The following is a 21595-nucleotide window of genomic DNA, read 5'->3' on the forward strand; positions in this document are numbered from 1 at the left end:
GGCCGGTGACCGCTCCCCGCCGCGGGCGGGCCCGGGGCGGACGGCACCGGGCCCGGCGTCGGACCGGCCACTCCCGGGCGCGAGGCGGACCGATCCGGTCACACCCGGGGTGGCGCGGCTACTTCACGCCCAGCAGCATCTGGATCGGGCTGATCGCGAAGTAGGCGAGGAAGAGCGCCGCGGTGCCCCACAGCAGCCAGTGCACCTCACGGGCACGGCCGAGGCAGGCCTTGATGACCACGTAGGCGACGAAGCCGGCGCCGATGCCGTTGGTGATCGAGTAGGTGAACGGCATGACGGTGATCGTCAGGAAGGCGGGGATCGCGACGTCGTAGCGGTCCCACTCGATGTGCCGGACCTGGGTCATCATCAGGAAGCCGACCGCGACCAGGGCCGGGGAGGCCGCCTGCATGGGCACCATGGTGAGCAGCGGGGTGAAGAAGAGCGCGAGGGCGAAGAGACCGCCCGTGATCAGGCTGGCGAAGCCCGTCCGCGCCCCTTCGCCGACACCGGCGGCCGACTCCACGTAGGTGGTGGCGGACGAGGAGGAGGCCGCGCCACCGGCGACGGCCGCGGCACCGTCGATGAGCAGGACGCGGCTCAGGCCGGGAACCTGGCCCCGCTCGTCGAGCAGACCGGCCTCCGCGGTGACGCCGACGACGGTGCCCATCGTGTCGAAGAAGTCGGACAGGATGAGGGTGAAGATCAGCAGGACCACGGTCAGGACGGTGACCTGGCCGAAGGAGCCGAGCAGGTCGAACTGGCCCAGCAGCCCGAAGTCGGGGGCGGCGACGGGGTTGTCCGGGAGCGCCGGCGTGGTCAGACCCCAGCTCTTCACGTCGGCCAGCGCGTTGATGACGATGGCGAGCAGCGTCATCAGCACGATGCTGATGAGGATGGCGCCCTTCACCTTGCGGGCGAGCAGGACGATCGTCACCAGGACGCCGAGACAGAAGACGAGGATCGGCCAGCCGCCGAGGGTGCCGGTGCCGAGCTGGACGGGCACGGTGGTGTTCGCGGCGTCCGGTATGCGGGTGACGAAACCGGCGTCCACGAAGCCGATGAACGCGATGAACAGGCCGATGCCGACACTGATGGCCTGCTTCAGGGGCTGCGGGATGGCGTGCATGATCGCCTCACGCAGACCGGTCATCACCAGCACGCAGATCAGCAGGCCCTCGAGGACGACGAGACCCATCGCGTCGTCCCAGGCCATCAACGGGGCGATCTGGAAGGCGACCACGGCGTTGAGGCCGAGACCCGCGGCGAGGGCCAGCGGAAGGTTGCCGCCGACGCCCATGATCACCGTCATCACGGCCGCCACCAGGGCCGTGGCGGTGGCCAGCTGGGCGGGGTCGAGCTGGTCGCCGAACTTGTCCTTGGCGCTGCCCAGGATGATCGGGTTGAGAACCAGGATGTACGCCATCGTGAAGAAGGTGGCGATTCCACCGCGAACTTCCCGACCGTAGGTCGAGCCCCGCTCGCTGATGCGGAAGAACCGGTCCAAACCGCCGCCGCCGGCTCTGGCGGGCGGTGCTACGGGACCGGCGTCTGTTTTGTGCATGACGTCTCCTGGAACGTACGGACAGGGGGAGGAGATGTGGAGACACCGCGGACGGCGGCGCATGACCGACTGGTCGCGAACGCATGTGCGGCATCTCGCGGAGCGGATCATACGCATCCGGAGCCAACTCTCAACTTCTCGGTGTATACGCAGAGTTGATCATGCGTGACTCTCTCGTACATTGCTACGAACCTGACGGTGATCTATCCCGCCCAACCGGGACACCGCCGACAGTGGCCGTAGAACAACGCCGCGTGACTGCATAGTCTCCGCCCGTGCATCCACAACTCCCTTTCAACGCACGCGCTGCCCGCACACTGCGCGAGAGGCTCGGGATGGCCCCCGGCCATGTCGCGTACGGAATGCGCGCCTCCTACGGGATGACCTATGTGACGCCCGACCACATCACCGCATGGGAACGCGGCGTCGCCATGCCCAACCTGCAGGAACTCACGGCACTCGCCGGGGCGTTGTGGTGTGCGCCCGGTGACCTCATGGGAGCACCCCGCACCTTGCGGGAGCACCGGCTGGCCCGGGGCATGGCACCCGAGGACGTCGCCCACGCGGTCGGCATGAGTGTCGGTGACTACCTCCGCATGGAGGAGACGGGGCGGTGGACGGGAAGTGCCTACCAGTCCACCCAGCTCGGCACGGCGCTCCAGCTGTCGGCGCCCGCCATGGTCACCATCACCGGCCTCGAAGGGGAACTCGCGGCCCTCCTCGAGGAGGCAGTCTCCACCCGCTGGCAGGCGCACATCCGCTCGGTCGCCCGCCTCCTGTCGATGGAGAAACGCGACCTGCAGGACCCCCTGCGCACCATGCACGGGGAGTACCAGAACCTCATCGCCCGGACGCTGAGCCGGGCCACCGGGTCCGCGACCTCGGGCGAGGAGGGGAAGAACTACCTCGACAACATCGTCCAGCGCTTCTGGGAGTGCCTCGGAAGCCGGTGAAGCGGTGACGCACGTGGGCGCCCCCGCCGGAATGTCCGGCGGGGGCGCCTGGGATATGGCCGCCGGCGACGAGGGACGTGGCCGGCGGCCGACCGTGGTGGGGGTCACGGTCGCGGAGACCGGGCCGTTCGGCCGGGCGGAGGGGGGCACGTCCTCCGCCCGGCAGGCCAGGGTCTCCTCGTCAGGCCCGAGGGCCTGGGCTCAGGAGGTCGAGCAGGTGCCCACGGTCGGGGCCGTGTTGCCGCCGTTGACCGTGAAGCTGAACGTGGTCGACGCGCCGGCGGCCAGCGAGCCGTTCCAGTTCGAGTTCTTGACCGTCACCGTGCTGCCGCTGGTGGTGTGGGTGGCGTTCCACAGCGAGGTGATGCTCGTCCCGGAGGCCATGGTCAGCGGCACCGTCCACCTGGTGATGGCGGAGCTGCCGGCCTTGACCGTCACCGTGCCGTTGTAGCCGCCGGACCAGGAGGAGTCGGTCTTGAAGGTGGCGGTGCAGGACCCCGATCCGCCGGGCGGCGGAGTGGTGGGCGGCGTCGTCGGCGGCGTGGTGGGCGGCGTCGTCGGCGGCGTGGTGGGCGGCGTGGTGGTGCCGCCGTTCAGCACGTTGAGGACGGCGGTGTAGGCCGGCTTCTTCTGGTAGCTGCCGTCGAACAGCAGCGGGGTGCCGCTGGAGCGCCAGGAGTACTTGTCGGTCACGCCCCACACGGTGATGCCCGTGCAACGGCTCACCGCGAGGCAGCCCTTGACGACCTTCTCGTAGTTGGCCGCCTGCTCGGAGCCCGATCCCTCGATGTCCAGCTCGGTGAGCTGGATGTCGACGCCGAGAGCCGCGAAGCGCTCGAGGTTCTGCTGGAAGTCGGCGGTCACCGGCGAGTTGGAGTTGAAGTGGCCCTGGAAGCCCACGCAGTCGATCGGCACGCCGCGGGACTTGAAGTCCTTGACCATGTTGTACACGGCCGTCGACTTCGCGTTGACACCGTCGGTGTTGTAGTCGTTGTAGCAGAGCTTGGCCGCGGGGTCGACGGAGCGCGCGATCTTGAACGCTTCCTCGATGTACCCGGCGCCGAGCTTGTCCTGGAACGGCGAGCTGCGCCGGGCGCCGCTCGAACCGTCCTGGTACGCCTCGTTCACCACGTCCCAGGCCGCGATCTGGCCCTTCCAGTGGGTCATCACCTCGGTGATGTGAGTGGTCATCGCCTTGCGGAGCTCATCGGCGCTCAGCGAGCCGACCCAGCCGGGCAGCTGGGAGTGCCAGACCAGCGTGTGCCCGCGGACCTGCATGTTGCGGGCCTTGGCGTGGTTCACGATCTTGTCGGCGTTGGCGAAGTTGAAGCTGCCGCGGCTCGGCTCGAGCGCGTCCCACTTCATCTCGTTCTCCGGCGTCACCGAGTTGAACTCGGTGTTCAGCGTGTTGACGTAGTCCGTCTCGCTGAGCCGGTTGTTGGCGACCGCGGTGCCGAAGTACCGGCCCTGCTGCGTCGCCGCGGCACCGAGGGTGGTTGCCGCCTCGGCCGTGCCGGCCATGGCGACCATGCCGCCCAAGGCCATGGCGCCGGCCGTCCCGAGGACGACCGCCTTCCTCATGGCCGTGTGCCATAGGACTTGCATTTCCATGGTGGTGCGACCCTTCCGCTGTGGGGTGGTCAGGATCGTGCAGGCAGCGGTCGGCTTGGACGGCGCCCTGGCCGAAACTTTCGATGCGTTCTTCTCGGCCATGGGCGCCGTTTACCGCTGCGAGCCGAGAAATTAGCGAACTGGAGGGGAAGTTGCGCCCCCTGGAGCAATTTTTGTTACGAAACTTCGCCGAAAGTTTCGTCTCCCGAGGGGGCAGCGGTGTGCCCCGCCGGCGGGGGAGGCCCGCCCGGCGGGGCACGGGGCGCGGTGGCGCGAGGGGCGGCTCAGCGGTGCTTCAGGGGTGCTTCGAGTGACGGCTCTCGTCGTAGGTGGCGCGTAAAGCCGGAAATGTCCATGTTGGCCCCTCTCGTGGGGGGAAGAGGGTATTGGGAGCGCTCCCATCCGCAGTGTGCGGGCGTGTCGACGGAAGGGCAATGATTTATCGCGCCAGTGTTTCCCTGGGGGTTGTGCCGTCCGCGCGCTCCGGTACGGGGTCCTGTGGCCCGTGTGACGAGGGGTGTTGGCCGTCCTCGGGCGAAGGCCCCGCGGCGCCGATTCTTGGCGGAACCTCAACCTTGACGTGAGCACTCCGAACTGGGTGTATGGGAGCGCTCCCAAGCATGTGTTCCACCGGCTCGTTCCCCTACGGGGCGCGAGACCGGTTCCCCTTCCCGTGCACCCCCGTTCACGGCGCCGGTCACAGCCGGCGCCGGCTGCAGGAGGCAGAGTGAGAACCGCACGTGTAGCAGGACGACGGCCCTTCGCGGCCGTGATCGCCGCACTGGCCACGCTCGTCGGGCTGCTCGCCCTGAGTGCCGCGCCGGCCCAGGCGGCCCCGGCCGGGCTCCGGGTCACCGACGGCCGTGTCGTCGAGGGCAACGGCAACGACTTCGTGATGCGCGGGGTGAACCACGCGCACACCTGGTACCAGAGCGAGACCCAGTCGTTCGCCGACATCAAGGCGCTGGGCGCCAACACCGTCCGGGTCGTCCTCGCCGACGGCCACCGGTGGACCGCCAACAGCGCCACGGACGTCGCCGCCGTGGTCGACCGCTGCAAGGCCAACAAGCTGATCTGCGTCCTCGAGGTGCACGACACCACGGGCTACGGAGAGGAGTCGGCGGCCGGCACGCTCGACCAGGCCGCGAACTACTGGATCGGCCTCAAGGACGTTCTCGCGGGCCAGGAAGACTACGTTGTCATCAACATCGGCAACGAGCCGTACGGCAACAACAACGCCGCGGCCTGGACGGACGCCACCAAGAACGCGATCGTCAAGCTCCGCGGCGCCGGCTTCCGCCACGCGCTGATGGTGGACGCCCCCAACTGGGGGCAGGACTGGTCCGGGACGATGCGTGACAACGCTGTCTCCGTCTTCGCCGCCGACCCCGACCGCAACACCATCTTCTCGATCCACATGTACGGCGTGTACGACACCGCCGCAGAGGTGCAGAGCTACCTGAACCACTTCGTCACCAACAAGCTGCCCATCGTCGTCGGTGAGTTCGGCAACGACCACAGCGACGGCAACCCGGACGAGGACGCCATCATGGCGACCGCCCAGTCCCTGGGCATCGGCTACATCGGCTGGTCCTGGAGCGGCAACGGCGGCGGTGTCGAGTACCTGGACATGGTGAACGGCTTCGACGCCGGCTCGCTCAGCACCTGGGGCACCCGCTTCTTCAAGGGCGCCAACGGCATCGCCCAGACCTCCCGCGAGGCCACCGTGTATTCCGGCAGCTCCGGCGGCGACACCCAGGCGCCCACCGCTCCCGGCACGCCCAGGTCCTCGGCCGTCACCTCCGCCTCGGCCACGCTGACCTGGACCGCGTCGACTGACAACGTTGGCGTCACCGGCTACGAGGTCGTCCGCGTGAACGGCTCCTCGCAGACCGTCGTCGCCACCTCCGGTACCACCTCCGCCACCGTCACCGGCCTCTCCGCGAGCACCGCCTACACCTTCGCGGTCCGGGCCCGTGACGCGGCCGGCAACCGCTCGCCCAACTCCGCCACCGTGCAGGTCACCACGTCGCCGGGCGGTGGCACGCCGAGCGGCAGCTGCGCGGTGGGCTACAAGGTGGTCAACCAGTGGTCGGGCGGCTTCCAGGGCGAGATCGTGCTCCGCAACACCGCCACCACGCCGGTCAGCAACTGGAAGCTCGCCTTCACCTACGCCGACGGTCAGCAGATCAGCAACATGTGGGGCGGCACCGCCACCCAGTCGGGCACCGCGGTGACCGTCACGCCCGCCTCCTACACCTCCACCATCCCGGCGGGCGGGTCCGTCACGCTCGGATTCCTCGCCGGCAAGGGCGCCGCCAACACGGCGCCGGCCCAGTTCACCCTCGACGGGGCGGTCTGCGCCGCCCTGTGACCCGGGCGGGCGGCCCGCTCCCCGAGATCCGGGGAGCGGGCCGCGTCGCCGTGCACGTCGAGCAGCAGTCCCCGCAGTCCCGGCCGTCCCCGCCGTCACCGTGGGACCGGCTCACGCGCCCCACGTACCTCCTGGGCCCCACACGTCCGGCCGGGCGGGCGCGCCCGCCCCGCCGCAGGGCGCCCGGCCCGCGAGGGGGCGGACGGAGGAACCGCCCGCACGTCTTGACGCGGGCCGCCCACGGGCCGACACTCCGTGCAGGAAACCCTGGTGAAGTGGTGGGGAATCATGGGCAGTTCCACGCTGGACCTCGGGAGCGACACCGTCCGTGTCGCCGTCCGGCCGCTTCCCCTGCTGACGTCCCGTCGCCACATCGATCTCATGCGCGTGTGCAGTGCGACAAGGCGCCCCCACGGCGGTGTCCTCGCCCCCGGTCATGCCTGACCGGCCGCACAGGAACCGCTTCCCCGGCCCGTCAGGCCGTGCCCCGGCCCCGTGAGGCCCTTGTCCCGGTCCCTCAAGGAACCGCGTCCCGGCCGCGCCGGTCCCGTCGCGTGCCGTCGCCTTCCCGCACCCGTGCCCGAGCATCCCAGGGAGATCCATGTCCTCCGCCACACCCCCGTCCGCCGTGCCGTCGTTCCGTGGCCGGATCGGCCGTGACGCGCGCAGCGGCTACTACGCCGCGTCGCACCGCTACCGGCTCCACCTCTCGCTCTCGTGTCCCGACTGCCTCCAGATCGCCGTCACGCACGGCCTCCTCGGCCTCGACGACACCCTTCCGCTGACCCTGCTGCCCGCGGTGCCCGACGCGCCCGGCGGGGGCCACCGGGCCCTGCGGCCCCTGTACGAGGCCAGCTCCCACCTGTACCCCGGCCCGGCCGTCGCGCCGGTTCTCAGCGACCGGTGGACCGGGCGGATCGTCAGCACCCACACCCCCGACATCCTGCGCGACATGATCCGGCACTTCGGCGGCCCCGGCCCGGGCCTCCACCCGGGCGACGCCGCGGAGGCGATCGCGGGCGTGGGCCGGCTCTGCGAGGAGGACATCACCGCGGCCGCCCAGCGCGCCGGGCAGTCCGGTGCGCCGGACCCCGCGGAGCGCGACGCCGCGCTGGCCACCCTGCTGGGCGCGCTGGACGCGCTGGAGAGCAGGCTCGGCCGCCAGGAGTACGTGGCGGGCGACCGGCTCACCCTCGCCGACGTGCAGGCGTGGGTGACGCTGCTGCAGCTCGACACGGTGCACCGCCACCACCTCGACGCCGCCGCGGTGCACCGGATCACGGACCACCCGCGGCTGTGGGCCTACGCGCGGAGGCTGGCCGCGCACCCGGCCTTCGGCGTCCACCTCGACCTCGACGGCATCGCGCGCAGGCATCACGCCCACTGCCGGGGCGAGGAGGCGGCGGGCGCGGCGGTACAGATCGTGGACTGGGCGGCCTACGCGTGCCGGGAGGCCGCCGAGCCGGTGCGGCAGGTCGGCTGACCGGCCCCGCGGGGCGTCCGCGACGGACGCCCCGCAGGGGTGGGTCACCCGCAGGGTCACCCGCAGGGGCGGGTCACGCGCGGGCCCCCGACGGCCCGCTCGCCACGTCCCGGGCCCCGAGGACGGGCTCCCCGGGCGCGGGGGCCGGGTACGAGGCCAGCGACCGCAGCAGACTGCGGGCGGTGGCGTCGTTCTGCTGGAAGGAGGGCGCGTCGGTGCGGGGCCTGGCGAAGGCGCCGACGGCACGCTGGTTGGTCGTCACCCCGAGGGCCATGCGACGCGGATGCGGGCGGCCGCCCAGCCGGGGGTCGACCAGGCGGCCGTCCGGGGACGAGACGGTGAGCAGTCCGGACCGGTGGGTGTGGGTGGCGTCGGCGAGGACCTCCTCCGCCACCGCCCGCCTGGCCCGCAGGTCCCGCAGGAGCGGGTCCGCGGTGAGGTGCACGGAGGAGCCGGGGAGGCGCGCCTCCACCAGGGCCGTGGCGTGCACGACGTGCCCGGGGACGGTCGGGCCGGTGCCGGTGAACGTGCCGGTCTCCTCGTCGGTGCCGATCCGCAGGCCGGCGCCCAGGAACCGGACCACGCCGGCCTCGGACAGGGCCAGGAGCTGCCGCAGCCGGAAGCCGGGCGGGCCGGAGGCGAAGAAGCTGAAGAACCCCTGCCACCAGCCGTCGAGGTGGTCGGCGACGGAACGGGCCGTCAGTGCCCCCGCCGCGTCCAGGCGGGCGAGCTGCCCGTACACGGACAGCAGGGCGAGGAAGGCGCCCAGGTCGGCGCTGTGCGCGGGGTCCGCGCGGCGTGCCACGTCCCGGAGGACGTATCCGCGCAGGTGTTCCTGGAACGCCTCGGGGGTGGCGAAGGCGAGGCCGTCCAGGGGGCGGTCCAGTGCCGCGACGTCCAGCCGGTCGGCGGGGTCCGGTACGGCGGCCGCGACCAGGTCCGGCACCCCGGGCACGTACGGGTCGAGCCTGTCGTAGGCGGCCCGGAACTCCGGCCAGGGCACGGTGGTGCGCTCCGGGTGGGCGAGGAACAGTTCGTGGTAGTGGCCGAAGCCGATCTCCTTCGCCATCAGCGGCCAGACGTCCCCGCGCAGGTCGAGCGGACCCGCCGCGGACAGCTCCGCCACCTGCGCGGGCCCGAAGTACCGGGGCAGCGGGGGCGGCGGGCCCTGGAGCCGGTAATGGGTCTTGGAGTGGTAGGGGACGCCGCGCCGCGATCCGACGTGCAGCACCGGCTCGCGGCCGGACGGCCGGTAGACGAGCCCGCCGGCGGCGTCGTCGTCGTCGTGGTAGGCGCCGCCGCGGCCCTCGGTGAGCAGGGACATCAGGTCGACGAAGGCGAGGCCGAAGCCGCGGACCAGCACGTGCTGCCCGGGCCGCAGCGCGGACAGGTCGGCGTCCGCGGTGTACGCGGGCGGAAGGTGGAACAGGCCGTGCCTGCGGGCGAACTCGGCGTGCGCGCGGTGCTCGTCGGGCGGCGCGGAGTCCAGGTGGCCCTGGGCGAGGACGACCAGGTCGGCGGTGAGCGGCCCGGCGCGGCCGGCCAGGTGGACCCGCTGCGGGCCGTCGGGCGGGCCGGTGACCGAGGTCGCCGTGGTGGCGTTCCACTCCACGGTCACCCACGGCGGGAGTTCGGCGAGCACCCGCCTGAACACCCAGTCCAGATAGGCGCTCTGGGCCCGCCGGGTGGGGAAGTCCGAACCCGTCAGCGTCCGCAGCTCCGCCAGCGTGCCGGGGTCGGAGGGCTCGGCCCACGGCTCGTACCGGGGCGCCCGCCCGGAGAACTGGGCGGCCCACTCGGCGAGCGAGGGGCCGGGGCGCACCGGGCCCTCGACGGTGGAGGCCTCGTCGGTGAACATGGTGACGTCCTCGGCCATGGAGTTCATCCGCAGCAGCGGCGACTGCTCGTGCCGCCATATCCGCCCCGGACCCGGCGGGTGCGGGTCGACGAGATGGATGAGCAACTCACGTTCGTGCGGCCAGAGTTCGGGCAGGCTGGCGGAGATCCGCTCCAGCAGCCCGGTGGCGCGCGGGCCCGCGCCGACGACGGCCAGCACCGCGGGGCGGCCGGCGGCGCTCACCGCCCACCGCCCGCGGAGCGGAGCTCGGCGGGGAACCGGCCGGCGCTCGGCGCCGGCAGCGGCCCCGGCCGGAAGGTCCGGACGTGGCCCCGGCCCAGGACGGTCGGCACCGGGCCGGACGGCAGGCGCGTCGAGGGCGGTTCACCGGACGGACGCGGGCGGGCCTGGGCGGCAGGGGGAGAGGTGGCGGTACCGGTCGGGGTGACCATCGAGGTCCTCCGGGAGGGAGTTCACGGGCGTCGGGGAGCGGTCCGGGGCGCGGGATGGTGCGCGCCCGTGGACGGGTGTCGTCACGCCCGGCGTGTCCCTCAACACGGCCGGTACGCCCACCGTACGCCGGTGTCCCGGACGGGTGTCAACAACTCGGCCCGGTGGACAGCTTGTTGACGAACCGCCTTGGGTGGTGCTCAATGGGCGGCATGAACTCCCGGCAGCAGCGCCTCGTCACGCGCGGCCACATCGACTTCGGTCGGGTGTGGTCCGCCTCGTGTCGCCCCTGCTGACCGGGCAGTCGCAGGCCGTCCGGAACGGCCCGATCCCTCCCTCGGTGACCCCGTCGCGGGCCGAGATCCCTCTGTCGCACCCCTGAACGGACGGCGGTTCCGCCGGCCGTGGCCGCGGGTGTGAGCCGGACACACACTGCCCGTCCCGGCCTTCCGTCGTCACGCGTCCCGTTCGCCGGCCGTCACGGGCGGCGTCCTGCGCGTACCCGCCGTCGCTCCCGTCCGGGAGCCGTCGCTCCCGTCCAGAAGCTGGTCGCTCTGAAGCGGTGGGGGCTGTCCGGCGAGGCGCTGGAGAAGTCGCAGATCAATCCCCCGGCCTGCCGAAGACCAACCAGTAGCGCCCGCCCGCCACTGCGTGAGCCCGTCCGGCACGTCCGGCCCGCACGCACGTCAGGAAGGTTCCGTCATGCCCTCGTCGTCCGCCAGCTCCGCGTCCCCGCCGGCGCCCCTGCACCTCGCCGTCGCCCTGGACGGCGCGGGCTGGCACCCCGCCGCCTGGCGGGAGCCGGAGTCCCGCCCCCGCGAACTGACCACCGCCCGCTACTGGGCGGACCTGATCACCGAGGCCGAGCGCGGCCTGCTCGACCTCGTCACCCTCGAGGACGGGCTCGCCCCGCAGTCCTCCCACCCGTTCCGCCGCGACGACCGCACCGACCGGGTCCGCGGCAGGCTCGACGCGGTGCTGACCGCCGCCCGCGTGGCACCACTGACCCGCCACATAGGACTGGTCCCCACGGTGGTGACCACGCACACGGAGCCGTTCCACATCTCCAAGGCGATCGCCACCCTCGACCATGTGAGCAGCGGCCGGGCAGGGGTCCGCGTCAAGGTGTCCGCCCGGTCCGACGAGGCGGCGCACTTCGGCCGCCGCGACATCCCGCCCGTCGACCTGTCCGACCTGGACGGCCCCGCCTCCGCGGCCGTCGTCGCGGAACTCTTCGACGAGGCCGCCGACCACGTCGAGGTGGTGCGCCGGCTCTGGGACAGCTGGGAGGACGACGCGGAGATCCGAGACGTCGCCACCGGACGCTTCATCGACCGGGACAAGGTGCACCACATCGACTTCCGGGGACGGCACTTCGACGTCAAGGGCCCCTCCATCACCCCGCGGCCCCCGCAGGGCCAGCCCCTGGTGACCGCGCTCGCCCACGCGACCGTTCCCTACCGGCTGGTCGCCCGCGCCGCCGACATCGGGTACGTCACCCCGCACGACGTGGACGACGCCCGCGCCGTCACCGAGGAGATCCACGCCGAACAGGCGGCCGCCGGACGCGAGGGCGAACCCCTGCACGTCTTCGGCGACCTCGTGGTGTTCCTCGACGAGACCCCGGCCCGGGCGGCAGCCCGCCGCGACCGGCTCGACGACCTGGCGGGGGAGGAGTACACCTCGGACGCGGAGATCTTCACCGGCACCCCCGCCCAGCTCGCCGACCTGCTGCTGCACTGGCGCGAGGGCGGCCTCACCGGCTTCCGGCTGCGCCCCGCCGTCGCCGCCCACGACCTGCGCGCGATCACCCGCGGCCTCGTCCCCGAACTCCGCGGCCGGAACGTCTTCCGTCGCGCCTACGAGGCCGACACCCTGCGAGGGCTGCTCGGCCTCGCCCGCCCCGCCAGCCGCTACGCGTCCACCGCCTGACCGGAAGGAGACGGACCGCCATGACCGCGAACGGCCGGGCCGGCACCGCACGCAAGCAGATCCACCTCGCCGCACACTTCCCCGGCGTCAACAACACGACCGTCTGGAGCGACCCGGAGTCGGGAAGCCAGATCGACTTCAGCTCCTTCGTCCACCTCGCGCGCACCGCCGAACGCGCCAAGTTCGACTTCCTGTTCCTCGCCGAGGGCCTGCGCCTGCGCGAACACGCGGGGGAGATCTACGACCTGGACGTCGTCGGCCGGCCGGACACCTTCACCGTGCTGTCCGCGCTGGCCGCCGTCACCGACCGGATCGGCCTGACCGGCACCATCAACTCCACCTTCAACGAGCCCTACGAGGTGGCGCGGCAGTTCGCGAGCCTGGACCACCTCACCGAGGGCCGCGCGGCGTGGAACGTGGTCACCTCCTGGGACGCCTTCACCGGCGAGAACTTCCGCCGCGGCGGCTTCCTGCCGGAGTCCCGCCGGTACGCCCGCGCCAAGGAGTTCCTCGCCACCGCCACCGAACTCTTCGACTCCTGGCGCGGCGACGAGATCGTGGCGGACCGGACCAGCGGCCGGTTCCTGCGGGACGCCGAGGCGGGCGCCTTCGTCCACCGGGGCGAGGAGTTCGACATCGAGGGACGGTTCGACGTCCCGCGCAGCCCCCAGGGCCGCCCGGTGATCTTCCAGGCGGGAGACTCCGAGGAAGGGCGCGAGTTCGCCGCCTCCTCCGCCGACGCGATCTTCAGCCGACACGGCACCCTCGAGGAGGGCAAGGCGTTCTACGCCGACGTCAAACGGCGCCTCGCCCGCTACGGACGCACCCCGGGCCAGCTGCTGATCCTTCCGTCCGCCACGTTCGTGGTCGCCGACACCGACGAGGAGGCCGCCGAACGCGCCCAGGAGGTGCGCCGCCGGCAGGTCAGCGGCGCCACGGCGCTGCGCCACCTGGAGTTCGTCTGGAACCGGGACCTGTCCGGATACGACCCGGACGGCCCGCTGCCGGAGGTGGATCCCGTCGTCGGCGAGCACACCATGGCCCGCGGGCGGGCCCAGGTACGGATGTACCGCGACCCGGTGGCCACCGCCCGCGAATGGCGGGAGCTGGCCGAGGCCAACAAGTGGTCCATCCGGGAGCTGGTCATCCACACCGGCAACCGGCAGTCCTTCGTCGGCTCCCCGGCCACCGTCGCCCGCGCCCTCGACGAGTTCGTCCAGGCGGACGCCGCCGACGGGTTCATCCTGGTCCCGCACCTGGTTCCCGGTGGCCTGGACGTCTTCGCCGACACGGTGGTCCCGCTGCTGCAGGAACGCGGTGTCTTCCGCACCGAGTACGAGGGCACCACCCTCCGCGAACACCTGGGCCTCGCCCACCCCGACACCCTCCCCGGCCCCTCGGCCCCGCCCCGCTGACACCCCCGCACACCCGCCTCCGCCTCCGCCTCCGCGCCCCCGCCCCGCCGCTCGCCCGGCGGGGCGGGGCGCGGGGTCGCCACTGCGGTGTCGGTCCGTGCGGGGGCCGGTGCCCGGGGCCCATGGGTGCCGGTCCGGGTGCGCCGGGGGTGTTCCAGGCCGTGCCGCTGCCACCGCTGCTGCCTGCTGGGGCGGGTTCTCCGGCGCGCGCCCGAGGGGCTTGCCCCGGCTCGCCGTCGTGAAGAGGCCACTCGGGGCCGCCGCTCGGGGCGGAGCAGGGCGCGGGAGCGCCACGGCGGTGGCGGTCCGTGCGGGGCGTCAGGTGCTCCGGGGCGGTGCCGGTCGGGCGGGGGCTGACCGGGGCCCGGCGCCCCGGGGCGACCGTGGGGGTGCGACCGGGGGCCGGCAGCGGGTGTGCCGCCTGCCGTGTCCGCCCCGGCACGGCAGGCGGCCCCGGACGGCTACGCGCGGCCCGTGTGTTCCGCCAGGCGCTCGCGCAGCCGGCTCAGGCGGTCGATCTCGGCGTCGATCACCGCCAGCCGCCGGTCCACCACGACGGAGGCGGGAGACGCCGCGTCGGCGCCCGCGCAGCGACGCCCGGGCTCGTCCGTCAGGAGCTGGATCCGGTCGGAGATGCCGCGCAGGTCCTCGATGGTGAGGCCGAGGGCCAGCAGCCCGCGGATGACGCGGACCCGGGCCACCTCGTCGGGCCCGTACCGGCGTTGACCGGTGGAGGAGCGCGACGGAGGCGGCAGCAGACCGCACTCCTCGTAGAACCGCAGGGCCCGGGGAGTGGTTCCGGCGGCCGCCGCCGCGTCTCCGATCCGCATACCGACCTCGTCTCGTCCTGTGCCCTGGCCCGTACGGGGGCGAGGGCGATCCGTCACCCGTGCGGCAGCTCCACCACGACCGTGCCGAAGTGCCGCCCCTCGAACAGTTCCGACAACGCCTGCGGGGCCCGTTCGATGCCCGGAACCGCCACATGCGGGAACGTGAGATCGCCGGAGCGCAGCCAGGCACCGAACCGGGTGGCCCACTCGTCCGCCACGTCGGGGTGGTCCGTGCCGCTGTAACCGCGCAGCGTGATGCCGTGGGTGACGACCCGGTACGTGTCGATGCCGACCGGCGCGCTGCCACCCCTGGTGTCGGGGGACAACTGTCCGGACAGCGCGCCGACCAGCGCGAACCGGGCGCCCCGGCGGGCTGCCGCGAGGGCGGCGGTCAGCTGCTCCCCGCCCACGGTGTCCACCACGACGTCGATGCCCTCGGGAGCGGCCTCGCCCAGTTGCTCGCCGAGCGTGCCGCCCGGGGCTCCGGGCACCACGACCGCGTCGTAGCCCAGCTCGGCGACCAGCCGGTCGGCCTTGGCGGGGGAGCGGGTGCTGCCGACGACCCTGCCGGCCCCCAGCAGCCGCGCGACGGGACCCGCCAGGGTTCCCACCCCGCCCGCCGCCCCGGTGACGAACACCGTTTCGCCTGTGCGGAGTTCGGCGAGCCGGGTGAGCGCGCCGTAGGCGGCCGCGCCCGACGAGAGGTGGGCCACCGGGGAAGGCAGCACGCCACCGACGGGGCCGCACCGGTCCGCCTCGACCAGCGCGTACTCGCGCCAGCCGAGCAGGTGGGTGACGACGTCCCCCGGCCGGAACGGGCTGCCCGCGCCCACGGCGACGACCTCGCCGACGGCGGGACCGAACATCAGGTCACCGGCGTGCACCGGCGGCAGCGGTACGCCCTCGACCTCCCCTCCGATGAGGGTCCGCAGGCCCGGGAAGACGAGGAAGTGCTGGTTGCGCACGACCACCTGTCCGGGGCCGGGAGCGCCGAGGGGCTGGGTGACGACGTCGAAGTGTTCCGGCCCGGGCAGCCCCTTCGGGGTGGCGGCGAGCTGGATCGCGCGGGTGCCGGAGGGCGGGGCGGCGGCCATGAGTACTCCTGGGACGGGGTGGCGGAGGCCGTGGCGAGCGACGGCCGGCCGTGATCGGCGCGCCGACGCTAACCCCTGACGTACGCGTCAGGGGCAAGGCGCCGACGAGCCGTCACGGACCCGGCGCGCGGGCCGCCCGCCTCGATTCCCGGCGATCCGCCGGCCGGCGGTTGACCCTCACACTGGTGTGAGTGCTCTGGGATCGTCGCCATGACGGATGACACTTCGTTCCGCGTGGGCATCGCACTCGAGGGCGTCGGCCGGCACCCGGCGTCGTGGTCGCAGTCGTCGGTGACGGATCCCGCCGAGCTCTTCACCGGCGACCACTGGGTCGGCCGGGCCAGGGAGGCGGCGTCCGGCGGCGTCGGCTTCCTCACCATCGAGGACGGTCCGACCCTTCGCACCGACCGGTTCGGCACCGCCGACGACGACACCGGCCACCGGGTCCGCGGACGCCTCGACCCGGTGGTGGTCGCCACGCTCCTGCTGGCGACGAGCGACATTCCGGAGGTCGTCGTCACGCGGAACGTGACGCACTCCAACCCCTTCCACGTGGCGGCCCAACTGGCGTCGCCGGCGGCCGTCGGGCCGGGCCGCGTGGTGTGGCGCCCGCAGGTGTCGGCGGACGCCCGCGACGCGGCCGTGGTCGGCGGTGTCCCCACACCAGCCCTCCGGCCCGAGGACGTCTACGTCCCGACCCGGATCGCGCGGCGGCTGCGGGACCTGTTCAAGGACGCCGAGGACCACGTGGGCACGGTGCGGGGCCTGTGGGCCACCTTCCCTGCGGAGGCCCTCGGCGGCGGGGGCGACGCCTTCTGGCAGCCCGGGAGGATCCGTCCGGTGACGCCGCAGGGCGGGCCGGGCCACGCGGCCGCCGGTCCGCTGACGGTGCCGGTCGCGGACCCGCCGCCGGTGGCCGTCCTGGCCCATCACGCACTCGAGCCGTACCGGCTCGCCGCCGCCGTGGCCGACCGGGTGTTCGTCACGCCGACCGACGAACACCCCCTGCCGGAGCTGCTGGAGACGCTCCACCGGGTCGAGGCCCTCACCCCGGACGCCGGACCGACCCGGGCCTACGCGGACCTCGCCATCGTGCTGGGGGACACCGACCGGCACGCGCAGGACCGGCTCACGCTGCTGAACGAGACCGCCGGCGGGCCCTGGGCGTCCGACACCGGCGTCTTCGTGGGCACGGCGGACCGCCTCGCGCACGAACTGGCCCGGTGGCGCGACGGTACCGGCCTCTTTGGGGTGCGGTTGCGGCCGGCGGTGCACTCCGAGGACGCCGGACGCGTCATCCACGACCTCCTGCCCCTGCTGCGGACGTAGGCCGGAGGGAAGGCCCCGGCCGGGGAAGCCTCAGCCGGGGACCGGTCCGGACGAGGGGCGGGGCAGGGCCCGGTGCTTCTCCACCTCGGCCAGATACTCGCTCATCGCGTCGCGGTTGCGGATCAGCACGTCGATCCGCTCGCTCAGCCTGTCCCGCTCACCCGCCAGCAGCGCCAGCATCTCCGGCGTGGCGTCCGGGAAATGGATCGACCGGGGCTTGTCCAGGCACGGCAGTATCTGCTTGATGATGCGGGTCGGCAGCCCGGCCGCCAGCAGGCCGCGGATCTGCCTGACCCGGTCCACGTACCGGTCGTCGTACTCCCGGTACCCGTTGACGCCCCGCTCCGGGACGATCAGGCCCTGCTCCTCGTAGTAGCGCAGCAGCCGGCGTGACGCCCCGGTCAGCCGCGACAGTTCACCGATGCGCATCCCGCCAGCCTAGCCACGTACCCGCTTGACCGTCACATCAATGTGAGGGTTCCAGGATTCCTCCCATGACCACCACGACACCTTCCCGGGGTGCCCGACGGGACGCCCTGCCACGGTCGGCGCTGCTGGCGCTGGGAACCGCCGTCTTCATCACCAGCCTGACCGAGACGCTGCCCGCCGGGGTCCTGCCGGAGATCTCCTCCACGACGGGCGTGAGCCCCGGTGCCGCCGGCCAGGCGGTCACCGTCTACGCGGCCGGCACCGCGCTGACCGCCGTCCCGCTCGCGGCCGCCACCGCCTCCGTCCCGCGAAAGCCCCTGCTGCTCGGCGCCATGACGGTCTTCCTGGTCGCCAACACCCTCACCTTCGCCGCGCCCGGCTACGCCGTGCTCCTCGCGGCCCGGTTCCTCGCGGGGATCGCCGCCGGCCTCGCCTGGGCGATCCTCGCGGGGTACGCCCGGGGCATCGCCCCGCCCGGACTGGAGGGGCGGGCCATCGCCGTCACGATGACCGGCATCCCGGTGGCGCTGTCGCTGGGCGTGCCCGCCGGAACCCTGGTGGGGCAGCGGGTGGGGTGGCAGGCGGCGTTCGCGGGGGTGTCGCTGGTCACCCTCGCCGTCATCGCCTGGATCGTCCGCTCCGTGCCCGCCCTGGACCGGCCGGATCCGGCGAACGCGGCGAGAGCGACCGTCCGGCGGACCCTGAAGGTCCCCGGCGTCGCGGCCGTGATGACGGTGGTCGTGACGTTCGTGCTCGGCCACACGGTCGTCCACGCCTACGTCGCGCCCTATCTCCGGCAGGCCGGCCTGGGCCGTTCCACCGACGCGGTCCTGCTCGCGTTCGGCGTGGCCTGCCTGGCCAGCATCTGGTACGTCGGGCGACGCGTCGACCAGTACCTGCGGGCGTCGGCGCTGACCGGGGCGGCACTGTTCACCCTCGCCACCGCCGCGCTCGCCGCCACGACCGCGCACCCGGTGGTCTGGGCCGCCGCCGTCGCGTGGGGGCTGGGCTGGGGCGGCATACCCACCCTGCTGCAGACCGCCGCCGGGCGGGCCGGCGCCCCCCACGGCCCGGCCGTCGCCGACACCGCCCAGGCCGTCCTCGTCACCCTGTGGAACGTCGCGATGATGCTCGGCGGCATCCTGGGGGGCGTCCTGCTCGAGGACGTCGGCGCGAAGGCGGTGGCGGCCGTGGCCGCCCTCCTCGGCGTGGTGTCCACGGCCGTCGTCGCCCTCGCGCGTCACCACGCCTTCCCCTCGCACCGGACCACGCCCTGACGGGACGACGGCGGTTCCGTCGAGGGCGGACACCGGCCAGGATCCGGTGGGGAGACCGACGGGGCACGGCCGCCCCACCGGATCACGAGCCCGGGACAGCTCCGCGATCCGCGCTTAGGCGACGGGACGAACGGAAAGAATGCATCCCGAACGGATATCCGGCCGACGGGTGCGAGGGGAGGGCCTGCCGTGGCGCTGCCGGACATGGCGCTGCCCCTGTACCTGCGCCCACGGCTGGAACCGCTGCTCAGCACCCTGCTGGACGAAGGGGCGCTGCTGCACTCCCTGGTCGACGCGCTCGGCTCCCCGCTGAACCTGCTCCTGCCCGAGCACATCACGGAGAACGCCCGCCGCTTCCGCGACGTCTACCGCAGGCACCACCTGGCAGGCCGGATCCACTTCGCGCACAAGGCGAACGGCTCCCACTGCCTGGTGCGCGCCCTCGCGGCGGCCGGCCCCTCCGTGGCCGGCGTGGACGTCGCCTCGCTGGGCGAGTTGCGGCACGCCCTGGAGTCCGGCGTCGGTCCGGACCGGATCCTGGCCACCGGACCCAAGGACCCCGAGTTCCTGTGGCTCGCCGCCCGCACGGGGACACGCGTGCACCTCGACTCGCCCGCGGAACTCGAACAACTGGCCGCACTGGTACGCGGATACGCCCTGCCCCGGGCCGAAGTGCTGCTGCGGCTCGCGGAGTTCGCGCCGACGGCCGGGTCGGGCGGGGTGCGGCTGCTGTCGCGGCGCAGCCGCTTCGGCACTCCCGTCCGCGAGCTGGAAGCGGCCCTGGACCTCGTGGAACGCCACCGGGACGCGGTGGAACTCACCGGCGTCGGATACCACCTGGACACCACCGGGATCGAGGAGAAGGCCCTCGCCCTGGAGAACTGCGTCCAGGCGCTGGACCTCTGCCGCGCCCGCGGACTGGACCCGCGCTCCGTCGACATCGGCGGCGGCTTCGGCGTCGGTTACGCCCGGGACGCCGGCGAATGGGAGCGCTGGACCACCGCGCTCGGCCAGGCGGTCCTGGGCAACCGGCCCGCCCTCACCTGGCGGGGCCACGGCTACGGCCTGCGGAACGAGGGTGGCACCCTGCGCGGATCGCCGGCCCTCTACCCGGCGCACCGCGCGTCCGCGGGCCCCGCGTACCTCGACGACCTGCTGCGCCACCCGGGCCCTTCCACCGGCCGTCCCCTCGGCTCCCTCCTGCTGGAGCACCTGTACGACCTGGACTGCGAGCCGGGCCGCGCCCTGGTGGACCAGTGCGGAGTCTCCCTGGCCAGGGTGGTGGAGGTGCGCCGGGACTCCGGGGACGTCCTGGTGCGCCTCGCGGCGAACGCCGGGGACATCGCGCTGGAGGAGCACGGTGTCCTCGTCGACCCCGTCCTCGTACCCCGGGGCGGATCCCCGGAGGAGAGCGGTGAACCGCGGGGCGGCGCCGGGGTGTTCCTGATGGGCAATCTCTGTCTGGAGGCCGACCTGATCACCCGTCGCAAGGTCTTCCTGCCCCGGCTCCCGCGCCCCGGCGACCTGCTGGCCTTCGCCAACACCGCCGGCTACGCGATGGACTTCCACGCCCACCGGGCCCAACGGCAGCCCGTGGCCCGCACGGTCGCCGTCACCCGCGAGGGAACCTCCTGGCGGTGGTGCCCGGACGAACGGTACTGGCCGATCAGCCCGTCGGGAGGGAGCGCGTCATGAGGTACGACAGCATCGTCGAGGCCATCGGCAACACGCCGCTGGTGCGCATCGACCCGGCCGTGCACGGCCTCGGCCACATCGACCTCTACGCCAAGCTCGAGATGCTCAACCCCTTCGGATCGGTCAAGGACCGGGCCGCCTGGAACATGGCACGCGACCGGCTGGTCACGGCCGCCGACGGCGGCGCGACGGTGGTGGAGCTGTCCAGCGGCAACACCGCGAAGGCGCTGGCGCTGCTCGCCGGCCTGCACGGCCTGCCGTTCAAGAGCGTCACCAACCGGATGCGGGTCCCCGAGATCAAGGAACTCCTCCTCCTGCTGGGGGCCGAGATCGAGGAACTCCCGGGACGGAGCGAATGCCTGGACCCGACCGACACCGAGGACCCGCTCACCCGGTTCCACCAGGCGCTGGCCGAGGAGGGCGGCGCCTACCTGCACACCGACCAGTACTTCAACCCGCGCAACACCGAGGCGCACAGCACCGGGACCGGTCCCGAGATCGTGAAGGACCTCGACGGCAGGGTGCCCGACTGGTTCATCGCCTGCGTGGGGACCGCCGGTTCGTCGACCGGGGTGGCCCGGGTGCTGCGCGAACACGACCCGCGGGTGGGGGTGGTGGGGCTCGTCGCGGACAAGTCGGACTTCATCCCCGGCATCCGCACCCTCGACGAGGTGCACCAGGTCGGCCTGTTCGACCCGGCGACGTACGACACCATCGAGCCGGTGACCTCCGACGAGGCCATCGACGGCATGCTCACCCTGATCCGCCGCTGCGGTCTCCTCTCCGGGCCGACCGGCGGCGCCGCCTACCACGGCGCCGTCCGCCACCTCCGTCCGCTGGACGCGCGGCTGACCGAGCGGCGCACCGCCGTCTTCATCGTCTGCGACCGGGCCGAGAGCTACCTGAGCTACGTCCGGCAGCGCCGTCCCGAACTCCTTGGACGGCCCCCGCGGAAGAACTCGGTGGAGAGCCTCGGGGCCGAGGAGACGGCCCGGCTCGCGAAGGAGACCACGGTCGAGGAGGCCCGCCGCCGGCTCTCCGAGCAGGCGCCGCCCCTGGTGGTCGACCTGCGCGGCCCGCACGCCTACGCCGCCCTGCACATCGAGGGATCCGTGAACATCCCCGACGAGCTCTTCGCCGAACTCGTGCGCGGCGGCCTGCCGTTCGCCCGCAGCCGGCCGGTCCTGCTGGCCTGCCCCGTCGGTGAACGCTCGGCCCGCTACGCCGCCCTGCTGACCCGCATGGGCCACCCCGACGTCCGCAGTCTGGCCGGCGGCGTCGTCGCCTGGCGGGACTCCGGCGGGCCGCTGGTCCGGGACTGA

Annotated in this window: 15 protein-coding genes; 9 read left to right on the forward strand and 6 right to left on the reverse strand. The window is 73.2% G+C overall.

Features of this window, described 5'->3' with window-relative positions; genetic code table 11:
* Positions 1–118: 118 nt before the first annotated feature.
* The gene (locus GBN72_RS02865; RefSeq protein WP_151770019.1) at positions 119–1564 is read right to left on the reverse strand and encodes an NCS2 family permease; all 1446 of its coding nucleotides are present in this window, start codon (positions 1562–1564) and stop codon (positions 119–121) included.
* Between the two features lie 275 nt (positions 1565–1839).
* On the opposite strand from GBN72_RS02865, the gene GBN72_RS02870 reads away from it, so the two are divergent.
* Positions 1840–2517, forward strand: a complete 678-nt coding sequence (locus GBN72_RS02870) for a helix-turn-helix domain-containing protein (RefSeq protein ID WP_151770020.1) — start codon at positions 1840–1842, stop codon at positions 2515–2517.
* Between the two features lie 201 nt (positions 2518–2718).
* Here GBN72_RS02870 and GBN72_RS02875 read toward each other — a convergent pair whose 3' ends face one another.
* Positions 2719–4098 carry a glycoside hydrolase family 10 protein gene (locus tag GBN72_RS02875; protein ID WP_164540334.1) on the reverse strand — a complete coding sequence of 460 codons (1380 nt, stop codon included), beginning with the start codon at positions 4096–4098 and terminating at the stop codon, positions 2719–2721.
* Positions 4099–4855: 757 nt separating this feature from the next.
* On the opposite strand from GBN72_RS02875, the gene GBN72_RS02880 reads away from it, so the two are divergent.
* Positions 4856–6502, forward strand: coding sequence for a cellulase family glycosylhydrolase (locus GBN72_RS02880; protein ID WP_246212220.1), 1647 nt, complete (start codon positions 4856–4858; stop codon positions 6500–6502).
* Between the two features lie 601 nt (positions 6503–7103).
* The gene (locus GBN72_RS02885; RefSeq protein WP_151770021.1) at positions 7104–7985 is read left to right on the forward strand and encodes a glutathione S-transferase C-terminal domain-containing protein; all 882 of its coding nucleotides are present in this window, start codon (positions 7104–7106) and stop codon (positions 7983–7985) included.
* 73 nt (positions 7986–8058) lie between these two features.
* Here GBN72_RS02885 and GBN72_RS02890 read toward each other — a convergent pair whose 3' ends face one another.
* Complete coding sequence (locus GBN72_RS02890; RefSeq protein WP_151770022.1) at positions 8059–10065, reverse strand: FAD/NAD(P)-binding protein; 2007 nt, start codon at positions 10063–10065, stop codon at positions 8059–8061.
* A 909-nt stretch (positions 10066–10974) separates the two neighbouring features.
* Here GBN72_RS02890 and GBN72_RS02895 point away from each other — a divergent pair.
* Together GBN72_RS02895 and GBN72_RS02900 are read left to right on the forward strand one after the other, a co-directional pair.
* Positions 10975–12204 carry an LLM class flavin-dependent oxidoreductase gene (locus GBN72_RS02895; protein ID WP_151770023.1) on the forward strand — a complete coding sequence of 410 codons (1230 nt, stop codon included), beginning with the start codon at positions 10975–10977 and terminating at the stop codon, positions 12202–12204.
* A 20-nt stretch (positions 12205–12224) separates the two neighbouring features.
* The gene (locus GBN72_RS02900) at positions 12225–13619 is read left to right on the forward strand and encodes an NtaA/DmoA family FMN-dependent monooxygenase (protein ID WP_151770024.1); all 1395 of its coding nucleotides are present in this window, start codon (positions 12225–12227) and stop codon (positions 13617–13619) included.
* 461 nt (positions 13620–14080) lie between these two features.
* On the opposite strand, the gene GBN72_RS02905 is transcribed toward GBN72_RS02900, so the two are convergent.
* Positions 14081–14449 (reverse strand): MerR family transcriptional regulator, encoded by a 369-nt coding sequence (locus GBN72_RS02905; protein WP_151770025.1) that lies wholly within the window; start codon positions 14447–14449, stop codon positions 14081–14083.
* Positions 14450–14502: 53 nt separating this feature from the next.
* On the reverse strand, positions 14503–15543 hold the full coding sequence (locus GBN72_RS02910) for an MDR family NADP-dependent oxidoreductase (protein WP_151770026.1): 1041 nt from the start codon (positions 15541–15543) through the stop codon (positions 14503–14505).
* A gap of 210 nt (positions 15544–15753) precedes the next feature.
* Between GBN72_RS02910 and GBN72_RS02915 the strand changes: the two genes are divergently transcribed.
* The gene (locus tag GBN72_RS02915; RefSeq protein ID WP_151770027.1) at positions 15754–16872 is read left to right on the forward strand and encodes an LLM class oxidoreductase; all 1119 of its coding nucleotides are present in this window, start codon (positions 15754–15756) and stop codon (positions 16870–16872) included.
* Between the two features lie 30 nt (positions 16873–16902).
* Here GBN72_RS02915 and GBN72_RS02920 read toward each other — a convergent pair whose 3' ends face one another.
* Entirely contained in the window at positions 16903–17301 is a 399-nt protein-coding gene (locus GBN72_RS02920; RefSeq protein WP_151770028.1) for a MerR family transcriptional regulator, read from the reverse strand.
* 65 nt (positions 17302–17366) lie between these two features.
* Between GBN72_RS02920 and GBN72_RS02925 the strand changes: the two genes are divergently transcribed.
* The 3 genes from GBN72_RS02925 to GBN72_RS02935 all read left to right on the forward strand — a co-directional run bounded on the left by GBN72_RS02925 (position 17367) and on the right by GBN72_RS02935 (position 21595).
* Positions 17367–18578, forward strand: coding sequence for an MFS transporter (locus tag GBN72_RS02925; RefSeq protein ID WP_151770029.1), 1212 nt, complete (start codon positions 17367–17369; stop codon positions 18576–18578).
* Between the two features lie 204 nt (positions 18579–18782).
* On the forward strand, positions 18783–20273 hold the full coding sequence (locus tag GBN72_RS02930; RefSeq protein WP_151770903.1) for a Y4yA family PLP-dependent enzyme: 1491 nt from the start codon (positions 18783–18785) through the stop codon (positions 20271–20273).
* Positions 20270–21595: a pyridoxal-phosphate dependent enzyme gene (locus GBN72_RS02935; protein ID WP_151770030.1), complete on the forward strand. Its 1326-nt coding sequence runs from the start codon at positions 20270–20272 to the stop codon at positions 21593–21595. Before GBN72_RS02930 ends, GBN72_RS02935 begins: the two co-directional genes overlap by 4 nt.

The sequence above is a fragment of the Streptomyces abyssomicinicus genome, from assembly GCF_008974245.1.
GTDB classification, from domain to species: domain Bacteria; phylum Actinomycetota; class Actinomycetes; order Streptomycetales; family Streptomycetaceae; genus Streptomyces; species Streptomyces abyssomicinicus.

Excerpts from the sequence above, each read along its gene's own strand:
- GBN72_RS02910 (WP_151770026.1), bottom strand. The coding sequence starts at position 15,543 with ATGGCCGCCGCCCCGCCCTCCGGCACCCGCGCGATCCAGCTCGCCGCC.
- GBN72_RS02885 (WP_151770021.1), top strand. The coding sequence starts at position 7,104 with ATGTCCTCCGCCACACCCCCGTCCGCCGTGCCGTCGTTCCGTGGCCGG.
- GBN72_RS02875 (WP_164540334.1), bottom strand. The coding sequence starts at position 4,098 with ATGAGGAAGGCGGTCGTCCTCGGGACGGCCGGCGCCATGGCCTTGGGC.
- GBN72_RS02920 (WP_151770028.1), bottom strand. The coding sequence starts at position 17,301 with ATGCGCATCGGTGAACTGTCGCGGCTGACCGGGGCGTCACGCCGGCTG.
- GBN72_RS02865 (WP_151770019.1), bottom strand. The coding sequence starts at position 1,564 with ATGCACAAAACAGACGCCGGTCCCGTAGCACCGCCCGCCAGAGCCGGC.
- GBN72_RS02930 (WP_151770903.1), top strand. The coding sequence starts at position 18,783 with ATGGCGCTGCCCCTGTACCTGCGCCCACGGCTGGAACCGCTGCTCAGC.
- GBN72_RS02915 (WP_151770027.1), top strand. The coding sequence starts at position 15,754 with ATGACGGATGACACTTCGTTCCGCGTGGGCATCGCACTCGAGGGCGTC.
- GBN72_RS02900 (WP_151770024.1), top strand. The coding sequence starts at position 12,225 with ATGACCGCGAACGGCCGGGCCGGCACCGCACGCAAGCAGATCCACCTC.
- GBN72_RS02935 (WP_151770030.1), top strand. The coding sequence starts at position 20,270 with ATGAGGTACGACAGCATCGTCGAGGCCATCGGCAACACGCCGCTGGTG.
- GBN72_RS02925 (WP_151770029.1), top strand. The coding sequence starts at position 17,367 with ATGACCACCACGACACCTTCCCGGGGTGCCCGACGGGACGCCCTGCCA.
- GBN72_RS02905 (WP_151770025.1), bottom strand. The coding sequence starts at position 14,449 with ATGCGGATCGGAGACGCGGCGGCGGCCGCCGGAACCACTCCCCGGGCC.
- GBN72_RS02895 (WP_151770023.1), top strand. The coding sequence starts at position 10,975 with ATGCCCTCGTCGTCCGCCAGCTCCGCGTCCCCGCCGGCGCCCCTGCAC.